The sequence below is a fragment of the Acinetobacter junii CIP 64.5 genome (assembly GCF_000368765.1).
In the GTDB taxonomy this organism is placed as follows: Bacteria; Pseudomonadota; Gammaproteobacteria; order Pseudomonadales; family Moraxellaceae; genus Acinetobacter; species Acinetobacter junii.
Genome location: NZ_KB849654.1, coordinates 380,195 through 403,170, shown reverse-complemented (window position 1 = coordinate 403,170; position 22,976 = coordinate 380,195). Strand labels below are relative to the sequence as shown.

At 39.4% G+C, this 22,976-nt stretch carries 19 protein-coding genes and 1 pseudogene; 12 read left to right on the top strand and 8 right to left on the bottom strand.

The window, feature by feature from the left end; all coding sequences use genetic code 11:
- Window positions 1-8: 8 nt before the first annotated feature.
- On the bottom strand, window positions 9-1,259 hold the full coding sequence (locus F948_RS03420) for an exonuclease SbcCD subunit D (RefSeq protein WP_004960013.1): 1,251 nt from the start codon (window positions 1,257-1,259) through the stop codon (window positions 9-11).
- A 144-nt stretch (window positions 1,260-1,403) separates the two neighbouring features.
- On the opposite strand from F948_RS03420, the pseudogene F948_RS03415 reads away from it, so the two are divergent.
- The 6 genes and pseudogenes from F948_RS03415 (at window position 1,404) to F948_RS03390 (ending at window position 10,226) form a co-directional block, all read left to right on the top strand.
- Window positions 1,404-2,432: pseudogene (locus F948_RS03415) on the top strand (IS701 family transposase).
- A 144-nt stretch (window positions 2,433-2,576) separates the two neighbouring features.
- Entirely contained in the window at window positions 2,577-4,043 is a 1,467-nt protein-coding gene (locus F948_RS03410) for a DUF3375 domain-containing protein (RefSeq protein WP_004913884.1), read from the top strand.
- Window positions 4,044-4,055: 12 nt separating this feature from the next.
- Window positions 4,056-4,847 (top strand): DUF4194 domain-containing protein, encoded by a 792-nt coding sequence (locus F948_RS03405; RefSeq protein ID WP_004960007.1) that lies wholly within the window; start codon window positions 4,056-4,058, stop codon window positions 4,845-4,847.
- Window positions 4,847-8,224 (top strand): ATP-binding protein, encoded by a 3,378-nt coding sequence (locus F948_RS03400; RefSeq protein ID WP_004960005.1) that lies wholly within the window; start codon window positions 4,847-4,849, stop codon window positions 8,222-8,224. Before F948_RS03405 ends, F948_RS03400 begins: the two co-directional genes overlap by 1 nt.
- Window positions 8,217-9,431, top strand: a complete 1,215-nt coding sequence (locus F948_RS03395; protein WP_004799659.1) for a Wadjet anti-phage system protein JetD domain-containing protein — start codon at window positions 8,217-8,219, stop codon at window positions 9,429-9,431. Before F948_RS03400 ends, F948_RS03395 begins: the two co-directional genes overlap by 8 nt.
- Window positions 9,432-9,443: 12 nt before the next feature.
- Complete coding sequence (locus F948_RS03390) at window positions 9,444-10,226, top strand: crotonase/enoyl-CoA hydratase family protein (RefSeq protein ID WP_004960001.1); 783 nt, start codon at window positions 9,444-9,446, stop codon at window positions 10,224-10,226.
- Between the two features lie 66 nt (window positions 10,227-10,292).
- Here the strand turns inward: F948_RS03390 and F948_RS03385 are convergent, their stop codons facing one another.
- Genes F948_RS03385 through F948_RS03375 form a run of 3 tightly spaced genes read right to left on the bottom strand, consistent with a single transcriptional unit; the run spans window position 10,293 to window position 11,776 of the window.
- A complete protein-coding gene (locus tag F948_RS03385; protein ID WP_004959998.1) occupies window positions 10,293-10,688 on the bottom strand; it encodes an SMI1/KNR4 family protein in 396 nt (131 codons plus the stop codon).
- Window positions 10,689-10,691: 3 nt separating this feature from the next.
- The gene (locus tag F948_RS03380) at window positions 10,692-11,348 is read right to left on the bottom strand and encodes a hypothetical protein (protein ID WP_004959995.1); all 657 of its coding nucleotides are present in this window, start codon (window positions 11,346-11,348) and stop codon (window positions 10,692-10,694) included.
- A 50-nt stretch (window positions 11,349-11,398) separates the two neighbouring features.
- Window positions 11,399-11,776: a VOC family protein gene (locus F948_RS03375; RefSeq protein WP_004959993.1), complete on the bottom strand. Its 378-nt coding sequence runs from the start codon at window positions 11,774-11,776 to the stop codon at window positions 11,399-11,401.
- A gap of 307 nt (window positions 11,777-12,083) precedes the next feature.
- Between F948_RS03375 and F948_RS03370 the strand changes: the two genes are divergently transcribed.
- Both F948_RS03370 and F948_RS03365 read left to right on the top strand, forming a co-directional pair.
- Entirely contained in the window at window positions 12,084-12,530 is a 447-nt protein-coding gene (locus F948_RS03370; protein WP_004913870.1) for an ABZJ_00895 family protein, read from the top strand.
- A 76-nt stretch (window positions 12,531-12,606) separates the two neighbouring features.
- The gene (locus F948_RS03365; protein ID WP_004913868.1) at window positions 12,607-13,515 is read left to right on the top strand and encodes a TIGR01777 family oxidoreductase; all 909 of its coding nucleotides are present in this window, start codon (window positions 12,607-12,609) and stop codon (window positions 13,513-13,515) included.
- Here F948_RS03365 and F948_RS03360 read toward each other — a convergent pair.
- Both F948_RS03360 and hemB read right to left on the bottom strand, forming a co-directional pair.
- Window positions 13,501-14,622 (bottom strand): NAD(P)/FAD-dependent oxidoreductase, encoded by a 1,122-nt coding sequence (locus F948_RS03360; RefSeq protein ID WP_004959989.1) that lies wholly within the window; start codon window positions 14,620-14,622, stop codon window positions 13,501-13,503. The two genes, F948_RS03365 and F948_RS03360, sit on opposite strands and share 15 nt — an antisense overlap.
- Window positions 14,623-14,694: 72 nt before the next feature.
- On the bottom strand, window positions 14,695-15,708 hold the full coding sequence (hemB, locus tag F948_RS03355; RefSeq protein ID WP_004913864.1) for a porphobilinogen synthase: 1,014 nt from the start codon (window positions 15,706-15,708) through the stop codon (window positions 14,695-14,697).
- Between the two features lie 257 nt (window positions 15,709-15,965).
- Between hemB and F948_RS03350 the strand changes: the two genes are divergently transcribed.
- The 4 genes from F948_RS03350 (at window position 15,966) to F948_RS03335 (ending at window position 19,758) form a co-directional block, all read left to right on the top strand.
- The gene (locus tag F948_RS03350) at window positions 15,966-16,463 is read left to right on the top strand and encodes a thioesterase family protein (protein ID WP_004959985.1); all 498 of its coding nucleotides are present in this window, start codon (window positions 15,966-15,968) and stop codon (window positions 16,461-16,463) included.
- 264 nt (window positions 16,464-16,727) lie between these two features.
- Window positions 16,728-17,864 (top strand): HlyD family secretion protein, encoded by a 1,137-nt coding sequence (locus F948_RS03345; protein WP_004959982.1) that lies wholly within the window; start codon window positions 16,728-16,730, stop codon window positions 17,862-17,864.
- Between the two features lie 6 nt (window positions 17,865-17,870).
- On the top strand, window positions 17,871-19,397 hold the full coding sequence (locus F948_RS03340) for a DHA2 family efflux MFS transporter permease subunit (RefSeq protein WP_004959978.1): 1,527 nt from the start codon (window positions 17,871-17,873) through the stop codon (window positions 19,395-19,397).
- 172 nt (window positions 19,398-19,569) lie between these two features.
- A complete protein-coding gene (locus F948_RS03335; protein ID WP_004913856.1) occupies window positions 19,570-19,758 on the top strand; it encodes a heavy-metal-associated domain-containing protein in 189 nt (62 codons plus the stop codon).
- A 52-nt stretch (window positions 19,759-19,810) separates the two neighbouring features.
- Here the strand turns inward: F948_RS03335 and cueR are convergent, their stop codons facing one another.
- The gene (gene cueR, locus F948_RS03330; RefSeq protein ID WP_004952770.1) at window positions 19,811-20,269 is read right to left on the bottom strand and encodes a Cu(I)-responsive transcriptional regulator; all 459 of its coding nucleotides are present in this window, start codon (window positions 20,267-20,269) and stop codon (window positions 19,811-19,813) included.
- 10 nt (window positions 20,270-20,279) lie between these two features.
- Window positions 20,280-22,751: a heavy metal translocating P-type ATPase gene (locus F948_RS03325; RefSeq protein ID WP_004959974.1), complete on the bottom strand. Its 2,472-nt coding sequence runs from the start codon at window positions 22,749-22,751 to the stop codon at window positions 20,280-20,282.
- Between the last annotated feature and the right edge of the window lie 225 nt (window positions 22,752-22,976).

Here is a 22,976-nt window from a genome sequence, read left to right as displayed (position 1 = left end):
GCAAATCCTTAAACTGTTTGATCATCTTCAAGTTTTTTCTGTGCTTCAGCAACTAAGCTTAAAAAGTCTTTGGTGACTTCATCATCAGCGCTATAGCCTTTTTTCTCCCAAATTTGTTGAAACAGTTTTTCGGGTGTTGGTGGCTCTAAATTAATTTTTGATTCAATTTCTGCATTGGTTTGATTGGATAAATATTGTCGTGAAATCCGCACTAAACGGTAACGATCTTTAGGCAGGGCATCTTCAAATTGTTGTCTGAGATTCGGTTGAGGAGGCGTGGCTGTGTGATATTCAATATCAACATATTCACGATGATCTATACATTCAATGACACCCTGTGGCAGATTTTTGAGTCGCTGTATGACGTCATTGAGTTCACCTTTAATTTTGTGTAATTGAATCGCTCGTGGAATGGCAATTGCTTCAAACTCAACTTGATTTCCAGTTTCAATAGGATCGATCGTGACTTCAAGCACTTGGTGTTTATAGTTAATTTCACTAAATGACAAAGGAATTGGAGAGCCACTATAACGGATGTGATCTTGCCCAACTTTCTGTGGCTTATGCAGATGACCTAAAGCCACATAGTCAATCTCATCGTCAAACAGCGTGGTTGAAAGTGCTTCTTCATTACCAATAATAATTGGTCGTTCAGAATCTGAAGTTTCACCACCTTGCATATGTGCATGTGACATCAGAATTAAAGCTTGATCATCGGTTTTACGGCGTTTTGCTTCTGCGATTAAATGTTGATGTAAATAAGCAATCGCATTTTGACTGTTTGTGGTGTTTTCATTGAAACCTGTGATTTCGGCTGAACGTAAGAAAGGCAGGGCAATGCACCATGCGACAATCTGTTTTTGCTCATCATAAATCGGCAAAATTAATCGATCTAAATCTAAGCTTTTATCTTCATTCCAGCGAATTACTCCGACTGTTTTAGCATTGTACTTTTCAAGTAAGGGTTCAACTTGTTCAATGCGATAGCCTGAATCATGATTTCCCGCAATCATCAATGTTTGCATCTGTGGTGCAAGATCATGCGCATCAGCAAGGAATTGATAAAGCTGTTTTTGTGCTTGTGAGCTCGGATTGATCACATCAAAAATATCGCCTGCAATCAGCAAGGCATGCGGTTGTTTCTGTTTGATTTGTTCAAGTAACCATGTCAGAAATTGTTCATGTTCATAATGGCGGGAATGATTATAAAAGAATTGCCCCAAATGCCAGTCAGACGTATGAAAAAAACGCACGGTCATGAAATAGAAAATCCCTATTTTTGTATGGGAATAAGGTAGCATAAATTTGTACATGACAATTTGCAAAAGAATGGTTAAAGATAAAAGTTAGGACTTACGCATTGACGAATTCAAAAAAGTATTAAAATAGTTTATAAAGTATCTGTGATCAGACGAACTAAACATGCTTCTACAGCAACATGTACATTACCCATTTATATGGGCTTTCTCATGAAAGAACCGAACTCTATTAGCTGCACACAACTTGCCGAGACTTATAATATCTCGCATGATAGTGTAAATCGCTTTCTAGAGCGTGAAGACTACACACCTCACGACCTATATTAAGAAGCAATTCAACATATTGATAATAACAAACTTATAGTCAGTATTGATGATACTGTTTTAGATAAACCATATAGTCAACATATGGACTTAGTTAGCTATTTTTGGTCAGGCAAACACCACCGATCCGTCAAGGGTATTAATCTCATTACCTTGTATGCGACAGATCAAAATGGTCAAAATATTCCAATTAATTTCCGAATTTATGACAAATCTGAAAGTAAAACCAAGAATGATTACTTTATGGATATGTTAAGTGAAGTACTCAGTTGGGGTGCAAAGATTCAATTTATTACAGGTGATAGTTGGTATTCATCGACTGGAAATCTAAAAACCATAAGAAAATATGGTATTCGATTTATGTTTGGTATCGACTGTAACCGTAAGGTTTCCCCAGAAAAAGGACAATGGTTTCAACTGCGTTTATTGCCAGATTTCCATCAGGGTCAAGTAGTCTGGCTCAAAGATTTTGGCTTTGTACAATTATTTAAGACTCAGTTAAAAGAACAGCAGAGGTTTTATATTGTGTATCAAGATGAAGATGATTTATTGTCCTTTGAGGGTTTTCATGAATTACATTCAAGTCATTGGAAAATAGAACAATATCACCGAGTGATTAAACAGGTTTGTCATATTGAAAAGTTTCAAGTAAGACGGTCTAAACTGATTTTGAATCATATTTTTTCAGCCTTGATGGCCTACGTGGAGATACAAAAGAACCAGTTTGAGCGGATCTTTGAAAATGTATATCGTTGGCAGAAGAAATTATTTAGACCAATGATCAAAAACTTCATTGATGACTTTATTCTCGATAAAAATCATCTGCTACCACAGAGAATCTATAAATAATAGTGCGTAAGTCCTAAAAGTGATGCTTAAAAATGTATTTTTTATAACTACGACATCTTGAGTCGTTGAGTTTATTCAGTCAACTATAGAGTTGACTGAATTATTGATATGATAAGTTTTTATATTCATGATGTATGAGAAAATATGAATATTCAGGGGATACAGGCAACTTACCGCCGTTTATATCATGAAAGTCCAGTCTGGAAATTATCAAGAGCAGAAAATGCACCACACATTTTAGCATTTATTGCCGATTTATTTGTCGAAGAAACCGAAGTTCCCTATGGTCGTGCCCGAAGCTTACTGGATGAATTTATTAAATATAGTCGCGAACAGGGATTGTGGCAAACCGAAAATAATGCAGCCTATTATTTAAATAGCTGGATTAAGGCAGGCTGGTTGCGTGAAATGGACGACATGCTCAGCAAGACTGATGCCAGTGAAACAGTATTGCGTTTTTGTCGCAATCTGGACGAGCGTCATAGCAGTACTACTGCATCACATTTGAGAATTGTACAGGATGCAGTACGGGATTTCGTGGTTGCCATTAGCGACAGTATTGATGATCGTGTCAACTTATTAGAACAAAAGAAAGCCCAGATTCAACAAGAAATTGATGACTTGCATGCAGGGGTGGTTACGCAGCTCAATGAAACGGAGCAACGAGAACGGATTCGGGAAATTTATCAACTGGCTTCTATTTTAACAGGTGATTTTAGGCGAGTCGAAGATGAAATTCGTCAGTTAGATAAAGAGTTAAGAATTGATATGATTGAGGGCAACGCTTCACGAGGTGAAGTGTTACTGGCATTGATGCAAAAAGAGCAATTACTTGCCAAGAGCGATGCTGGCAGTGCTTTTGATGGTTTCTGTCAATTATTACAGGATCAGGATCGTTCCACTGAGTTTCGGGAACAACTACGCAGTATTCTCAATCACCCTGTAGCACAGCAACTTAGTGAAGCACAAAAGAAATATCTAGGACAGCTCATGCGTGAACTGGCGCGGGAAAGTGGTCGGGTATTTCAGGTGCGTCGCCGTACTGAAGAGGGATTGCGGGCATATATTGAAAGTGGAGCTGCACTGGAAAATCGTATGATCGAGCGTTTGCTATCGCAACTGGAAAAACAGGCAGTGAATTTAACACTGGAACAGCAGTGTGATTTAAAAACCGAAATGCAGGTGGATTTGGCAGTCGGTTCGGTTCAGATCAGCTCACCTGAAAATTTTGCTTTGAAAAGTCCGAATGAACACATGGATACACGTGGCGTACAGCAACAACAAAATCGTAAAGAACCGAGTAATCAAATGCTGCACTATCTGGACAGTGTGCAGGTACGAGAGGTTGCTGAGAAAGCACGCCATACATTGCTGAAAAAAGGGATTATGAGTATTGCACATTTAACCCAAGAACATCCATTACAGGCAGGTCTGGAGGAATTGGTGGCATACTTACGAATTGCCAAAGCCATTAAAGCGCCGCAATTAACAGAACAAAATGAGCAGATTCAATTTCAGGATCAACATGGCGTGAATCTACAAGCCCGTATCCCGACCTATTATTTAAGTGCAGAATTATTCCCTGAAAATTTAGATGAATTGGCATTATAAGAGTGTAGAGACATGCAACCACAAGAGAGCAGTTTTTTTGATAGGGTGCGTCGCCCAACATCAGACGAAAATCATGATATTCAACCGCAGCGCATCGTCGAAGTCGAAGTCGAAGAAGAACTGATAGAAGTTGAAGCAGATCAAGAGGTGGAGAGCGATTTACAGTTAAGTGATGAACTATCTAGTATGCCGCATGAAGCCAGACGGGTTTTGGTCTATTTGATGCGACAGGGAACGATTCTGGCAGCTGAAAATCTAAAACTGTTTGATGTGTTATGTCGTTATGAAACAGTGATTCGCCAGCATCTTGCCGAAGTATATATTCAACTGGTTTTAGATGCCAAACAGGGCGTGGCGTATATTATTAATACTGAAAACATCAATGATGAAAATGACGATACAGCATTATCAGATGATTTCCCTACGCTGATTCGAAAGCGTACCTTAACCTTATATGACACTTTGGTATTACTCATTTTACGGAAATATTATCAGGAGCGGGAAACCGCAGGTGAGCAAAAAATTATTATTGATCTGGAACGAATTCAGGCAAGTTTGATTCCTTTTATTCCGATTACCAATCATGACAGTAAAGACCGTAAAAAACTAAGTGGCACACTAGATAAATTCAGTGAAAAGAAAATTCTCAGTGTAATACGAGGTGAGGATGGGCGTTATGAAATTACACCGATTATCCGTTATGTGGTCAATGCTGAATTTCTACAAAGTTTATTGACCGAATATGAGCAACTGGCAGATAAAGCAGCTATGCATCAATGCGAGCAGAATAAAGGAAAGGTATAATGCAAGAAATGACTTTGGATACTTTATTTGCTCAGGGACAAATTCGTCTGGCTGAGATTTCCGTGTTTAACTGGGGCTCATTCCATAATTTACATACAGCCCGAATTGATCCTGAAGGGACGTTGATTACAGGTGACAATGGTGCTGGTAAATCTACCTTTATTGATGGACTGATGGCATTGTTACAACCTGCCAGCAAAGCCAGTTTTAACGTAGCAGCCGCACAGGGTGACCGTTCAGATCGTTCTTTAGTGACCTATATGCGCGGCAGTTACGGCTCTGAACATGATGGTTCCAGTACCAAAGTCAAAAGTAAACGAGAAAAAGCTGTAACCACGGCACTACGAGCCTTGTATATTGCAGAGGATGGTTCTCAGATTACACTGATTGGCTTGTTTTGGCTTGGACAAGGCAAAAATTCACTCAGTGATGTCAATCGTTTATATATGATAGCCAGTCGCAATGTCTTACTGACTGAAGTATTAGAGATTTTTGCCGATGGTAATACACGCCAACTGAAACAGCATTTTAATCCCAAGACAGATCAGCGTATTCATTATTTTGAAAGTGATTTTAAAAGCTATCAGGATATGTACCGTAAATATTTATTTATGGACAATCAGAATGCACCTGCATTACTTTCCCGAGCATTGGGTTTAAAGAAAATTGATGATTTAACCAAGCTGATTCGGGAATTGGTATTAGAGCCGAGTAATTTACGAGAAACTGCACAAACGGCGGTGAATGAATTTGCTGATTTAGAAGCCAATTATAAGCATCTGGTGGATACGCGTGAACAGGTGGAGCATTTAGAGCGTTTGCCACAATGTGCTGAACAAATTGCCGAATTGACGCAGCGTTTAGCGCAGCTTCATTTGGAAAAACAATCGATTGCTGCTTATTTTGGTGAATTATTTGCCGCATTATGGACTGAAAAGTTACAGCAGCTTGAACAGGAATTGCTACAACTCAAACAACAATTTCAGCAGATTGAACAACTGGAACAGGATGCAGAGACACGGCAGGAACGTCGTCATGAGGAATATTTACAGTTGGGTGGTCATCAGATTGAAAATCTGCACAAAGAACTGGGTTTTATTACAGATAAACTCAAAAGTCTGGTTATAGAAGCATCTCGTTATCAGGACGATGCCCGACAGTTACAACTTGCGGATGATTTAACCGAGCATGCTTTGCTGGAAAATCAGGGCATTGCGACTGAAAAATTGGTCAATACTGAACAGGATACCAAGCAACGTCAGGATGAATTTGCTGAAATCAGTGGAAAATACGCACAAACCCAACAACAGCTCAAAGATATTCAGGAAGATATTCAGGAAATTGAAGCCAGACCCGATAGTAATATTCATGATGTGCATTTATTGCGTTTACGTGATGAATTAAAACAGCATTTATCTTTTGATGAACATGAACTGATGTTTATTGGGGAATTGATTGATGTTAAAGAGCACGAAAAAGCATGGCAAGGCGCGATTGAGCGAGCATTAGGTGGACTCAAAACTGCATTACTTGTGCCACAGGATCGTTATTCGATGGTGACCAAATGGGTTAATGCGCGTAATAATAAAACCCATGTGCGTTTACAGGTGGTTAATCTAGAACAAGTGGAGCATGTCCATTTTAAGGACAATGGTTTTCTTGGGAAGTTGCTTTGGCGAGAACACGCCTATCGTGACTGGTTAAAACAGCATTTACAGCGTTTTGATTTAAATTGCGTGAGTGATACCCAAATACTGGATCATATGCCATTTTCCATGACTCAACAGGGCTTAATTCATTTAGAACGAGGACGCTTTGAGAAAAAAGACCAACAACGTGTTGATGATCGTAAAGCATGGTGTCTGGGCTTTTCCAATACCTCTCGTCTGAGCTTGCTTAAGCATGAATATAGTCAGTTAGAACAACAGCTTAAACAGCTATACCAACAGATTGAACAGGCTCGGCAGTTACTTAATAATGTGAATCAGCAAAAAGGCTTGTGGGAAAGATTGCAGCGTTATCAATGGGATACTATTAATTTACCGTATTGGCAACAACGTCAGCAACAAACCCAACAGGACTTGCAGCGTTTACAGCAGGCAGATTCTGATGCTGAACAGGCTCGCCAGCGTTGGGAAGATGCAAAAAATGAGCTCAAACAGATTCGCTTACAAAAAGGTGAGTCACAAAAAATCCGAGGTCAGTTAGAACAGCAACATCGTGATACCCAGTTAAAACAGCAAAAAGCACAACAAGCAGCCGAGCACGGAATCAGTGATGATGCTCGACAGTTATTGAAACAACGGATAGGCGAAGTCAAACAACTAGATGATGCGTTGCAGGCAGAAGCCGAACGAAAACTTGAGCGTTTAATTGAGCAGGCAAATGACCAAAAAACGACGCTTAGCAATACAGCCAATGGCATTATGGTGTCATTCCGCAGTAAAGATAAATGGGCACATATTCCTTTACAAAGAGAATGGGCGACAGGGCTGGCTGCTTTAGAAGATTATGTTGCCTATTTGCAGGAATTACAGCAGGAGGGTTTGCCGAATCTGGTTGAGCAATTCCAGCAACGTTTGCATAAACACACCGCTCAGTCTTTAAGTGTGATTCAGGATAAATTGAATGCAAATCGGGAAGAAATCATTGACCGAATTGACATGATTAATCAGGTATTACAACGCACGGAATTTAAGCTCGGCAGCTATTTAAGACTGGGCTATAAGAAAGAAAAATATCCACATGTACACGATTTCGAACAACGTTTAAAACAGGTTTTATCTGGCGTGAATAGTGAAGAATATGAACGTCGTTTTAAACACTTGGCGGAGTTAATGGCGATTTTGGACAGAGCCAGTAGCTCGGCAACTGCCAATAATCAGGAAAGTTTACGTTTGCTTGATCCTCGTTATCAAATGTCATTCCATGCCGAAGAAGTGGATGCGCAAACAAGTGAAATAAGGGATGTGTTGGAATCCTCTAGTGGAAAATCAGGCGGTGAAAAAGAATCCTTTGCAGGTACCATTGTCGCAGCAAGTTTAGCTTATGTATTGACACCTGATGGTTATGATTACCCGATTTATAGCACTGTATTTTTAGATGAAGCTTTTTCCAATACCGCTGAAGCAGTTAGTCGTCGTGTGCTAAAAGTATTTAAGGCACTGAAAATACATGTCAATCTGATTACACCCTATAAAAACCTGAATCTGGCACGTGAATCTGCCCGATCATTACTGATTGCTGAACGTGATATTGACCAACATGAAAGTCATTTATGTGAAGTCACATGGCAAGAGATTGATGAACGGATGCAGCAACGCAAACAGACCATAGCCACCGAGGCGCAGCAACTTGGAATTGAGCTTCATGGCTAAAACAGTAGCATGGGGAATTTTGCCTGATGATGCCATCGCTCAGTTACGCAAGAAAGAATGGGATCATCCACGGCATTTAAAACAACGTTTGCGCCATCAACGTCCATTCCCGATTGTACTTTCACTCAAAGCCCCGACAGGTCAGCAGGCATTTGCAGATATAGATCATTTCCATACATTTTTTAAGACATGGAAAAATTTTGCCTATCCTGATCTGGTGGAATGGCAACAACGTCAATTTAAACAGTTGGCAACACAGCATGTCCCTGTCAAACTGGTCATTCCTACATTAGATGTCATGGTGGAGTTGTTAGGACAGCAACAGAGACTTAAAAAAATTTCAGACAAAATTTCCTTTCTGTTGCAACAGCTATTTGTAGAGCCACATATAGAATATGCACTATTTTCTACATTAATTGAATATTTAGAACAGATTGAACAATACCCTGAACATGATTGGCAATTACTGATCCACTTGATTGCCCAGCTTAAAGCAAATATGGGCGCAGGGCATTATTTAAGAGCATTGCCTTTACAGCATGTCGATACCAAATTTTTAGAAAAAAATCTGATTTTTGTGGAAGCTATTTGTGATGTCTTGCATCAAGGCGAAATACAAGCAACAGGTGGATTACTCAGTTGGCTTAATTGTCTGGATCATCCTAAAGGCTGGCTAATGATCAAACCCTTATGTGCCAAAGTGCAACAATCATTGGGTGGATTTCCAGTCTTTCAGCTTTCGACTGATGTATTGACAGAATTTGAATTGCCTGCCCAACATATTATTGTGGTTGAAAATATTCAGTCAGGTTTAGCCTTACCTATGTTGGAAAACAGTATCGTGGTCTGTGGCGGCGGTAAAAATATCAAATGGCTCAATGCGGCTTGGCTACAACATAAAAAAGTTTATTACTGGGGTGATCTGGATTCAGAGGGTTTAAATATCCTGAGCATGGTACGCCAAAAAATTCCGGATGTTATTCCTTTAATGATGGATGAAGCCACAGTACTGCAATTTCAGGATAAAATGGTCGATGAACCTGATTCTGTCTTTAGCGAACCGCAATATTTAACAGCAGAAGAGTTGAGTTTGTTTCATGCTTTAAGAAAGAATTGCTATAAAAATAAGCGACTGGAACAGGAACGAATCAGCAATGACTGGATAAATTTATATTTGACAGTAGAGTCGAAGTTATTAAAAAAATGAGGAAATACAAAAATGAGTTCAGGAAAAGTAAGCCGCGAAATTATTGATCGCATGATGTTGATTGGTTTGGATCGGGTCGCAAAACGAAATGCCTTTGATAGTCATATGATTGAGGATTTATCTCTGGCTTTAACCGAATATGAGAACAATCCTGCATTACGTTGCGCCGTGATTTTTGCACATGGTGATCATTTCACGGCAGGTCTGGACCTGGTTGAATTACAACCCAAAATTCCGCAGGGCATTTTTAATTTTGAGGAAAGCCAAATTAATCCCTGGGGTGTTGGTGGGCGGCACAGAACAAAGCCTGTCGTTGTCGCAGTACAAGGGATTTGTTATACCGCTGGTGTGGAGTTGATGCTGAATGCTGATGTGGTGATTGCCAGTGAAAATACGGTATTTGGTCAGCTTGAAGTGCTACGCGGAATTATGCCTTTTGGAGGAGCAACTGTGCGTTTTGTACAGGCGGCAGGTTGGCAAAAAGCTATGCCTTATTTATTGACAGGTAAAACCTTTGATACCCAAAAAGCCAATGAGTTGAATCTTGTTTCTGAGGTTGTAGAAAAAGGTAAGCAACTTGAGCGTGCGATCGAAGTTGCTAAAGAGATTTGTATTGCTGCGCCACTTGCTGTGCAGGCTCTATTAGCTTCTGCAACCGATGGAGTGACTTTAGGGCATACAGTTGCGTTTGATAAAATGGATAACTACCTTAAACCACTATTTGAATCTGAGGATGCTCAAGAGGGTGTTCGAGCCATGCTTGAAAGACGTTTGCCACAGTTTCAGGGTAAATAATTCCAAATTTTTATTTTAATCATCAAATACTGATGCGATAAATTGATTTAGCGTTTTAAATAGGCTCTATACCAACGTTTTAAAATCTAAATCAACGGGTTGAATTTCATTGGTGCCATGAAACCAAATATGGACTAGATCTGAAAGCGTATGTGGGTCGTGTTTCTGCGGAAGAAAAATTAAATAATCTCCGCATCCATTACGGGCGATCGCAATGGCATGTAATGGAAAGCCAGTCCATTGTTTCGCAATTTTTGTTTCATGCAAGATATGGTTGCATGTACGTATTTTTCTTTTTTGATTGGATTGATCGAAAAATGGGAAAATTTGCCAATCATCATCTTCAACAAAAATATTGCCACCATTTTCGATCATCATTTTATTTTTAAAAGATGATGGAAATACAAGATTGAGTTCTTTCTCAGCCTCTAAAATATATTGTTCCTCAATTGGAAAAGCCATGAATTATCTTCTTTCAGGTTTATACTGCATTTGTATTCGTTTTAATGTATGAAATATATAATGTTGACGTTCTGGAGATAAGCCCAAACCAAAGCGAATGGGTTGCGCGGCATCTATAAAGATTTGTCCTTGTTGTTTGTTGGAAGCATTTTGAATATGATTTTCTCTGATTCGACTCACTTCATTCCACATAAAAGATTTGGATTTACCTAATTTCCCAATGCCTGTAAAAACCTTTCCGCCTTGACGATCTATGGTGAGTTCAACTTTTCCAAACAGGACGAGTAAAGTAAAAAAACCAAAGATTAATGTACCGATGATAAATGGGATACCAAATAAACTTTGTAAAAGACTAAATTCTTGGTTTGCTATTTGGGTACCATAAATCCCACCCAATGAACCACCTGACCATATCAGCATAAATGGAACCAAGAAAAAGGCGATTGGACTTCTTAAGGTTGCACCAAGTTTAATTTCTTGCATGTCATTTTTATACCAAGCACCTTTGGGTGGTTGATTAATATCAAAAGCGAATTGGGGCGATGAATCAAAATTTTCAGATACTCTGAATAGATGATTGCAGTTTTGACATTTCCCCATATCCGTTTGGATATTGATATTCTCATTCAGAACTTCGTTTTGACAGTTTGGACATTTCATTTTTATTTGAATTAACTATGTTAATTTTATGAAAATTTAGTATAACACTGTCATTTTGCATTCTCATCTATTTCGCATATACCAAAGACATTATTGTCTAGGTCGAGAAAATAGCCTTGCCAACAACGATGAGAAATCGCAAATTTATCCATCGCTATAAGACCGCCCAAGCTTAAAATTTTGGCTGCTGTTTCATCAAAATTGTCTACTTCAATCGTACAGGTAAAAGCATTGGTACCGCATTCAGTTGAGAGGATTGCGATTGGACGTTGCAGTAATCCACCATGAATTCCTTCCGTTTCAATACGATAATATTCGATGGGTAAGCCATCAACATGCTCGAAATGCCAACCAAAGACATTTTGATAAAATTGAGTATCGCGTTTGGGATTGGAGGATTGAATTTCAAAATAGATAATCGAGTTCATGGCTAATCCTATATTTTTATTTTTGTATCATTAGAAAAATAAAAACCGACGATTCGAGTGATGATAAATCGTCGGTCAAAATCTTTATCAAAAGTTTTGGCTGCTAACAAAACAAATGCTAAAGATGGAGAGTCATAATGAAAGGTCACCGAAAATCGTTGCGGATGCCGTGCAATTTAGATTCGGTTGCTGCGACCTTGTACCCTATATAACGCTAAAGAATGTTGATCGGTTGACATAAAAATGAAAAAAAAGTGAAAAAAATTTATAATTAATTAATGAAACCACTCAAATTGGGTTTAAATACATGATTTCACTTCGTTTATATTATTTATGGTTTTTTATTATTTGTTTGGTTTCAACTTTGGTAGCAGGCGTGCTGGCTGCTATTTTACCAAATAATATTGCAGGTGTACTTACAGCAATTCCGTATTTGATTGCTATTATTTTTGTTTTATTCAAATTTTTAAAACAGCAACGCCGTGCCCCAACTGCAACTGAAAAAAAGAAACTCACTTTGATGTTTAGTTTAATTTTTTGGGGGTACAACTTATTTGGATTATTACTCGGGTTATTCATTTTTAGTCGCAATGATCCTGAAGTTTGGCAGAACTTTATTGCGTATTTACAGCAGCCAAATTTTCTTGTGATCGTTGTAGTAATGTGGTTGATGCTTGCAATACCTCTATATTTGATCACATTGTGGTTCTATGGCGCACAAGCACAACGAATGGCGAACAAGATGTTTAACTAGGTTAATAAAGTTCACTTGTAATTCACCCTTGTTCTGTTAAGACTATCTATAGACATGATTTTTGATAGGTAGTGCGATGCAAAAATTGACTGTATTGGTAACAGGGGCGAGTGGATTTATTGGTTCTCATCTTTTACCTTTTTTGTTGAAAAGACAGTACAAGGTCATTGCGCTAACACGACAAACGAATAAATCCTCACAACACCCTGATCTGCAATGGGTGACTTCATTTGAGCAGATTCAAACCCAACAAATTGATTATGTCATCAATCTTGCGGGTGAAAATATTGGTCAAAAACGCTGGAGTAGTGAGCGTAAACAGCAATTAATTAATAGTCGTGTCAATACCACCCAACGACTTTATGAGTGGTTGCAACAGCAACAGATTTTTCCTAAATGCATTATTTCTGGCTCAGCGATTGGCTACTATGGTATTGATCCACAAGAGCAATGGAATACCAGTTGTGATGAAAACACCCCAGCGCAGGCGATTTTTATGTCTGAGCTTTGCCAAGCTTGGGAGCAAACAGCTTTAAAGTTTTCCCAACAGAATACGAAGATTATTCGTTTGGGGATTGTATTTGGTCAAGGTGGTGGAATTTTGCCGCAAATGTTGTTGCCGATTCGATTAAATGCCGCGGGTAAGATTGGTTCAGGGCAACAACCAGTAGTGTGGATTCATATCCAAGATGTGTTAAGTGCAATAGAGTTTTTATTTGACTCCAATAGTGCGCAGAAGGTTTACAATCTCGTTGCACCTGAGCAAACAAATCAACAGCAATTCGTTAAGATTGCTAGCAAAATCTTAAAGCGGAAACCCTTTATCTCATTGCCAAAGTTCGTATTTGAGCTTGCTCTAGGCGAACAATCACAATTGATTTTAAATGGTCAATATGTACAGCCTAAAGCCATACAAGCTCTTGGTTTTGAGTTTCAATATCCAACTTTAGATATCGCATTAGGTGAAATTTTACTCGACGACTAAGAGTTTCTTTCGTAGTTGGGTTGGAGAGTACGCGTTTGGTTCAACACATGTCGGTTGCTCTAGAATGAGCTGACGCAGTAGTTGTGCTGAACCTGCTCCCATACATAATCCATTGCGGAAATGTCCAAAGTTTGCCCACAAATTTTCAACCTCTGGAATCGCCCCAATGTATGGGATGCCATGTGGTGAGCTAGGGCGCAAGCCTGCCCAACGTTTTACGATTGGAAATTGAGCTAGCTCGGGAACCATTTCTAGGCACGCTGTCAAAATGTCTTGCTGAGTTTGATCATCTACAGTGGTATTAAAACCGCAGTCCGCCATACTTGAACCACAGACGATATGACCATCCTGACGTGGAATCAGATACATCACTTGATTCATGCACATCGTTGGAAGCCAATTTTCAGGTGTTTTGAATAACAACATTTGACCTTGGATAGGACGAACAGGAATATTCAGTTGTAACTGTTCTTCCCAATGCTTTGTCCACGCACCTGAAGTTAAAACTACATGATCAGCAAAGTGTTGGTGACCATCTTCGCTTTGCAAGCCCTTAATTTTATGTTTTTGAATGATTAACTTTTCGATTGGACTATGTTCAGAAAAACGAACCAAAGGATGTTGTTTCAAATAACTAATCAGAGATTGAAGTAGGCGAGGATTCCGCACATTGGATAGATGAGGAAAATAAATGGCTTCTCGGAATTTTGCTGAAACACGTGGATTAATCTGATTGAGTTGATTCTGATTTAAATATTCTGATTGTTGCATCGGCTCATTGAACTTAGCTGCATAACTCAACCCAATATCAAAATCATCCTGATCGAAAATTAGCATGCCTGTATCGTGAATCTGAAAATCAATCCCTGTGATTGGGTAGAGTTTTTCATTCCACATTTGATAGAGCGATTTTCCAAACTGAGCTAATTGGTTAACTTCGGGTGCATATCGCCACGGATACATAGGCGATAAAATACCACCACCAGCCCAAGATGCAGCTTGACCTGCTTGCTGTTGATCAAAAATATCAACAAAACAGCCTTGTTCAGCAAGTTCCAGAGCTGTCATTAAGCCGCTGATCCCTGCACCAATGATGGCAATATGCATATTAACGTCAAACCAATTTAAAGATCCCTCCCTCCTTATTAAAGAGGTGAGGAGTGTTGTAGCTTCGGAGAGTTATTTCATCTCTTTGAGTTTACGTGCGGCTTCTTCAGCAAAATAAGTCCAGATACCGTCTGCACCTGCACGACGACAGCACATTAATGATTCTAAGATAACGCTGTCCGATAACCAGCCATTTTGGATAGCTCCTGCAAGCATCGCGTATTCACCGCTAACTTGATAGACAAAGGTTGGTACGCCAAAAGTATCTTTTACTTCGCGAACAACGTCTAGATATGGCATTCCGGGTTTAACGATGACCATATCCGCACCTTCTTGGATGTCTAAAGCAATCTCATGTAATGCTTCTGCACGGTTGCCGATATCCATTTGATAATTATATTTATTGCCACCTTTTAGATTGCTAGCAGAACCAACTGCATCACGGAATGGACCATAGAAACTTGATGCATATTTAGCAGAGTACGCCATGATATTGGTATAAATAAAACCGTTTTGTTCAAGTGCTTGACGGATTGCTCCGATACGACCATCCATCATGTCACTTGGGGCAACAACATCTGCACCTGCCGCAGCATGACTCAATGCTTGTTTAATTAAGCATTCAACAGTTTCATCGTTCAACACATAGCCTGTTTCATCGATAATGCCATCTTGACCATGAGTGGTATAAGGATCAAGCGCACCATCTGTGATGAGTACCATTTCAGGTAATTCTTTTTTAAGTAATTGGCAAGTGGTTTGTACTAATCCATCTTCATGCCATGCTGCTTCAGCAGTTAAACTTTTGTCTTCTTGAGGGGTAACGGGAAATAATGCAAGCTTTGAAACACCTAACTCAAGAAGTTGTTCTGCTTTTTTGAGCAATAAATCAGCAGATAAACGCTGTATATTTGGCATGCTCGGAATGTCTTGAACTTGCTGTTGTCCTGGTAGTACAAAAACTGGATAAATCAAGTGATTAGCTGTCAATTGTGTTTCGCTTACCATCGCTCGTAATTGGTCATTTTTACGGATACGGCGCATGCGAGTCGCAGGGAAAGCAGGACGATTGAACGTATAAGTCATAACAATCTCGATGTTCAGTATTACACTATAGGAATAATTGAATCATTTAAGTCATGCTAGGGGAGAACTTAGCGGCTTAGGTCAATTCGATGTCCTCACTATTGTAGCCCTATAATTTTGGTTTTGTAAAAATTATGGGATGTTTCAAAAGGGCTGTTGAAATTTTGATCATGTGGTGCAGTATTTATGATAAGTCATAAGTATTTGCAGGCATTTATCAATGCTCATCAGCTTCGATCTATGGATTCAGGCAGCGTATGAATGATGTAAAGAAAAACTGGACAGGTAATATTCAGTTAGGTGCTAAAGCCGATCATGGCGTGGTATTAAAACAGCTTTGTAAAGCATTTAATTCTTCACCATTTTTTAAGCATTGTGGCATGGTCATGCGTGTAGTTGATGATCAAATTGAAGGCTACATTGAGATGCAACCAGAGTTGATTGGTAATGTTGCGTTCCAGATTTTGCATGGTGGTGTTGCTGCAACGATGTTGGATAGTATTGGTGGAGTGGTTGCAATGGAACAGCTATATCGCCATGCAACGCCAGAGGATTTACCCGATACTATTAAAAAAGTTTCTCGTTTGGCTACTGTTGATATGCGTGTAGATTATCTTGCACCTGGTCGTGGTAAATATTTTATCGCTCGTGCAGAAACTTTGCGCTTAGGGCGTAAGGGATGCACGATGCGCATGACGATGGTCAATAATGACGATAAGCCAATAGCGACTGCAATCGCATCATATGCTTTCTAATTTTTTGAAAAATTTCAAAAAAGCGCCATTCGGCGCTTTTTTTATTTCTGAAAATAAATAGTTTTGATTATTATCAAAATGCTAGAACTGAACGCATCAGTTATTTTTTTTATTCTCGTAATATGATTATTTGTCGGTAGAATGCTCTGGAATTTTTGTTCATATTTATCTTTTGTTTTTAACTTTCGGTTAAGTTTCGATACATAGACTGATCGGCTGATTAAAACAGAAGTAAATGATCTATTTAATTTTCAGGAATAATTTATGACTGACTCCCAAACCAACGAACAGCAAGCTTTATCTGATGATGCAATGAAAGCAAAGCGTAAAAAGTTTTTAGGACTATTTGCCCTGATTCTTATCATAGCTGCAATTTTGTATGGGATTTGGGCATTATTTTTTCATCATTCTGTAAGCACTGATAATGCCTATGTTGGTGCTGAAACAGCACAAGTGACCTCTATGATCGGTGGACAAGTTGCTGAAGTTTTAGTGAAGGATACACAGCAGGTTAAACGTGGCGATATCTTAGTTAAAATCGACCAACGAGATGCACAAATTCAACTTGCACAGGCTCAAGCGGAGCTAGCAAAAGCACAACGTCAATACAAACAAAGCCAAGCAAATAGCAGCTCTCTGAATTCACAAGTGATTGTAACTAAAGATGAAATCACAAGTGCTCAAGCTCAAGTCAATAAAGCCCAAGCTGAATATGATCGAGTGAGTTTAGAGTTAAAACGTCGTAACGAACTTGCTGCTTCAGGTGCAATTTCTAAAGAAGAATTAAGTAAATCACAAAGTGCTGTTTCGACTGCAAAAGCCAGTTTAGAGCTTGCTCAAGCAGGACTTGCTCAAGCTATGTCGAGTCGTAATGCTGCGGTAAGTACTTTGGCAGCAAACGATGCTTTGATTCAAGGTGTCAATGAGGCTTCAACCCCAGATGTTTTAGTGGCAAAAGCACATGTTGATCAAGCATTATTAGATTTGGAAAGAACGGTTATACGTGCCCCTGTAGATGGTGTTGTAACACGTAAAAATATTCAAATTGGACAGCGTGCTGCACCTGGAACAGTCATGATGTCTGTCGTACCAGTTTCAGCGTTGTATGTAGATGCCAACTTCAAAGAAAGCCAATTGGCAAAAGTGAAAGCGGGTCAAACTGTGACATTAACATCTGATTTATATGGGGATGAAGTCGTTTATCACGGCAAAGTTCAAGGTTTCTCAGGTGGAACAGGTGCTGCTTTTGCATTGATTCCTGCACAAAATGCGACTGGAAATTGGATTAAAGTGGTTCAGCGCTTACCTGTGCGCATTACCTTAGATCCTAAAGAGTTGGCTGAGCATCCTCTGCGAGTAGGTCTTTCAATGCAAGTAGATATTGATCTCGCATCGAAGTAATTCATCATGAAGACTCAGAATCCTTTTGCAGAACTCAGTGGTAGGCGATTATTGCTTGCAGCTTTTGTAATTGCACTTTCTAACTTTATGGTGGTGTTAGACACGACGATTGCTAACGTTTCTGTTCCTCATATCACTGGTAACCTCGCCGTTTCAAGTTCTCAAGGAACTTGGGTGATTACGTCTTATGCAGTGGCTGAAGCCATCTGTGTTCCTTTAACTGGATGGTTGGCAGGGCGATTTGGTACGGTTCGTGTCTTTGTCTTTGGTTTGATTGGCTTTACGGTCTTTTCATTTTTATGCGGTCTAGCGACTTCATTAGAAATGTTGGTCTTTTTTCGTATCGGACAAGGGCTTTGTGGTGGACCGTTAATGCCACTGAGTCAAACATTATTGATGCGTATTTTCCCACCTGAAAAACATGCTCAAGCGATGGGGCTATGGGCAATGACAACGGTGATTGGACCTATTCTAGGTCCTATTTTAGGCGGTTTGATTAGCGATAATTTATCATGGCATTGGATATTTTTTATCAATATACCTGTCGGAATATTTTGTGTTCTCGCTGCGATGCGTTTGTTGTCAGTAGCTGAAACCAAAACAGAAAAATTACGCATAGATGCCATTGGGTTAGGATTGCTGGTACTTTGGATTGGTGCGTTACAACTCATGCTTGATCTTGGGCATGAAAAAGACTGGTTCAACAGTAGTAGTATTATCGTTTTAGCTTTAATTGCCGTGATTGGTTTTATTGTTTTTATGATTTGGGAGTTAACCGAAAAACACCCTGTTGTAAATTTATATGTTTTTAGGCATCGAGGTTTTGCAGTTTCTGTCACTGCCTTAGCATTTGGGTTTGGGGCATTTTTTGGCAGTATTGTATTGATCCCACAGTGGTTGCAAATCAATCTAGGATATACCGCAACATGGGCTGGTTATCTAACGGCAACTATGGGCTTTGGTAGTTTGACTATGTCTCCAATTGTAGCCAAATTATCAACCAAATATGATCCACGTGCTTTAGCGAGTTTTGGTTTGGCTTTGCTGGGTGTTGTAACCTTAATGCGTGCATTTTGGGTAACTGATGCAGATTTTATGGCATTGGCTTGGCCTCAGATATTGCAGGGTTTTGCTGTCCCATTTTTCTTTATTCCGTTGTCTAATATTGCAATGGGCTCGGTTCTTCCCCAAGAAATGGCATCTGCTGCAGGTTTGATGAATTTTCTAAGAACCATGGCAGGGGCAATCGGTGCTTCGATTGCAGTTACGATTTGGGATGATCACACCAAAGTGGCGCGTAGTGAAATGGTTAATTCATTGCATCCACAAGAGGTTCAAAATACATTGCTGCAAAATGGGTTTTCTTCTGATGCTACTTTGGCAACGATCGCCAATCTTGTCGATAAAGAAGCAATTACGATTTCAGCAAATCATGTCTTTATGATTTTGGCTTTGGTGTTTGTGTTTGCGAGTCTATTAATTTGGTTAAGTCCTAAACCTAAGCCGATAGTAGGTGGCCCTGCACCACATTAACCGCATGATTTAGGTGGAAATCATTGAATTAAACTTGGAGTTGTTCTCCGAGTTTTTTCTAGTAGCTAAGGTGTAACCTAACTCTAAAGAAGATCAAGTAAAAAATCGCTTGACCTTACAATGATGGGAAGGAATATATTCTATTAACCATCTATTTTATTGGAGAGATATCATGGAATTTCATGTAGAGAATATGACGTGTGGTGGTTGTGCTCGCGGTGTTACTCGAGCAATTCAAGCTTTGGATGCAAATGCTAAAGTGATTGCTGATCCACCAAGTCGTAAAGTGACAGTTGAAACAACAGCAACACAAGAGCAGGTTGCTGAAGCATTGACTGAAGCAGGTTTCCCACCGCGCTAAAATCATTTAGACAAAGTTTAAGGGCTACATTTTCGTAGCCCTTTTTAATACCTTATTTTTTCTTCGCTAATGGTGAAATTGATAGCAGATCATTATGGTGATGCTGTTCCTTATTTTCATTGCTCGGTTCTTTGAGACCCTCAAGAATCGGACATTCAGGTCGATCATCACCTGCGCAGCAATTGATTAAATCTTTCAGCGTATTCGCCATTTGCTGTAAGTCGTTTATGCGTTGTTCTAATTTCTCAATATGTCCGAGTGCTAAGCGTTTTACATCAGCACTTTGTCGATTGCGATCATTCCATAGATCAAGCAAATCTGAGATTTCCACAACTGAAAATCCCAATTCTCGACTTCGCTTGATAAACTTTAAACGTTCAACATCAGTCACTGAGTAGGAGCGATAACCTGCATTATTACGCCCCGCAGTCGGGATCAAACCAATCTGCTCATAGTATCGAATCATTTTGGTTGAGACCCCTGAAGCTTGAGATACTTTACCAATATTCATCTTATTCTCCTCAACCTAGATGTACTGAAGGTGGTTGAAAACGACGTAGACGTAGTGCATTTCCTAATACAAAGACGCTAGATAATGCCATAGCTCCTGCAGCAAAGATGGGTGACATTAAAATTCCATAGTTTGGATATAATATTCCAGCGGCAACAGGAATTAGCATGGTGTTGTAAGCAAAAGCCCAAAACAGGTTTTGATGAATGTTGCCGATTGTGGCTTTGGATAAGGCGATTGCATTTGTTACACCTTGCATATTGCCAGACATGAGCACGACATCTGCCGATTCAATTGCAACATCTGTACCTGTACCTATCGCTACACCTACATCGGCTTCAGCCAATGCAGGGGCATCATTAATGCCATCACCAACAAAGACAATATGACCATATTGGGATTTTAGCTCTTTGACTGCATTAACTTTTCCTTCAGGTAAGACTTCAGCGATCACCTCATCAATTCCTAATTGTTTTGCAATTGCCTGAGCAGTACGTGCATTATCTCCAGTGATCATTGCGACTTTCAGTCCTAATTGGTGTAAAGCATGAATCGCTGCGGGAGTCGTGGATTTAATTGGATCTGCAACCGCTATAATTCCTGCTAGTTGACCATTCATCGCAACATAAAGTGGTGATTTACCTTCATCACCTAAACGTAAAGCAGTTGTTGCGAAGGGTTGTACTTCAATACCGAGCTGCTGCATATAACGATCAGCACCGATATTAATTTGAATATCATCATTGATCACTGCAGATACACCCATACCCGTAACCGAATCAAAGCGATCAACTTTAGGAAGAACCAAGTTCTCTAGATTGGCCTGATCAACAATCGCTTTTGCGATAGGATGTTCTGATCGGGATTCAACAGCAGCTACAGCAGCCAAAACTTGATCTCGTTCAAACTGAGATGTGACTTCAAAATCAGTTAATTCTGGATGTCCCTCAGTTAAAGTACCTGTTTTATCAACAGCTACAATTTTTGCATCTTTTAATAGCTGTAAAGCTTCGCCTTTACGGAACAACACGCCTAATTCTGCACCACGACCTGTACCCACCATGATCGATGTAGGTGTTGCCAAACCCATAGCACATGGACAAGCGATAATCAGTACTGCGACTGCATTTACTAAGGCAAAAGTTAGGGCAGGAGATGGGCCGAAAATTAACCAAACTAAGAATGTCAGCACTGCTGCAATCATTACTGCTGGTACGAACCATAAGGTAATTTTATCGACTACCGCTTGAATCGGCATTTTAGAGCCTTGTGCTTGCTCAACTAAGCGAATTATTTGCGCTAGCATGGTTTCACCACCAACAGCTAATGCTGTAAAAGTGAGAGTTCCATTTTGATTAATCGTACCACCTACCACATCGCTACCAATCACTTTCTCAACAGGTATCGGTTCACCTGTAATCATGGATTCATCGACAAAACTATTTCCATCAGTCACTTTTCCATCAACAGGTATTCTTTCGCCAGGTTTTACAATCACCGTGTCACCAGCAATAACTTGATCAATTGCAATCTCAAGCATTTGTCCATCACGGTGAACATGAGCTGTTTTAGCTTGTAAACTGACTAAACGTTGAATCGCTTCTGAAGTACGTCCTTTTGCTTTTGCTTCAAGAAAACGACCAAGTAAGATTAAAGCAACAATAACCGCAGCAGCTTCATAATAAACATTGACTGTTCCCGAAGGGAGTGTGTCTGGAATGAAGGTAGCCACTATAGAAAATAGATATGCAGCTAATGTTCCAACGGCTACCAAAGAATTCATATCTGGTGCGAGACGAAATAAAGCGGGGATGCCTTTTAAATAAAATCTTCTACCTGGAATCGTTAAAACAAGGGTAGTCAGTACGAATTGTATGTACCAACTATTTTGCATCCCAATGGTTTGAGCAATCAGATGATGAAAGCTTGGAATTAGATGAGAGCCCATTTCAAGAATAAACACAGGCATAGCAAAAAGCGTGGCAAGAATTAAATCACGTTTAAGTTCAGCGCGTTCTTGATCTTTTTTCTGAAGCTGCTCAGATGGATCGGCAATTGAAGCTTGAATTTCTACAGCATCATATCCAGCTTTATCTATTGCTGCGATCAATGCCTCTACACTTGCCGAACCACTTACTGTTGCTCGTTCAGTTGCAAGATTGACATTCGCTTCAGTGACACCAGAGATGGCTTTGAGTGCTTTCTCGACACGACCAACACATGAGGCACAGGTCATACCTTTTATTGATAATTCAATTCTGTTTTGGGGAACATCATAGCCTGCTTGTTCAATTGCATGAATTAATAATTGACGATCTAAAGGCTTATTAAGTGTAATGTCTGCACGCTCAGTGGCTAAATTTACTGAGGCTGATCGCACACCATCAACTTTTTTAATAGCATTTTCAACACGACTTACACAGCTTGCACAAGTCATACCTTCAATTTGTAAGCTTAATCTTTGATTTATTTCGGTTCCCATGGGATTTACCTATAAATATTCTTTGATTGCTTAAAGCATAGACCTTACCATTATAGGAAGGTCAAGTACTCACTATGTAAATATCGAAGTGAAATCTATTTTTAAAATAAACATGATGAAATTGATATTTAAATCAGTTGCTTGAGGGTTTTATTCTATATTTACTCAAAAAATGAATCTTTTTTTGTTTTGTACATTATTGATATTCTTGCCAATTTAAAAAAA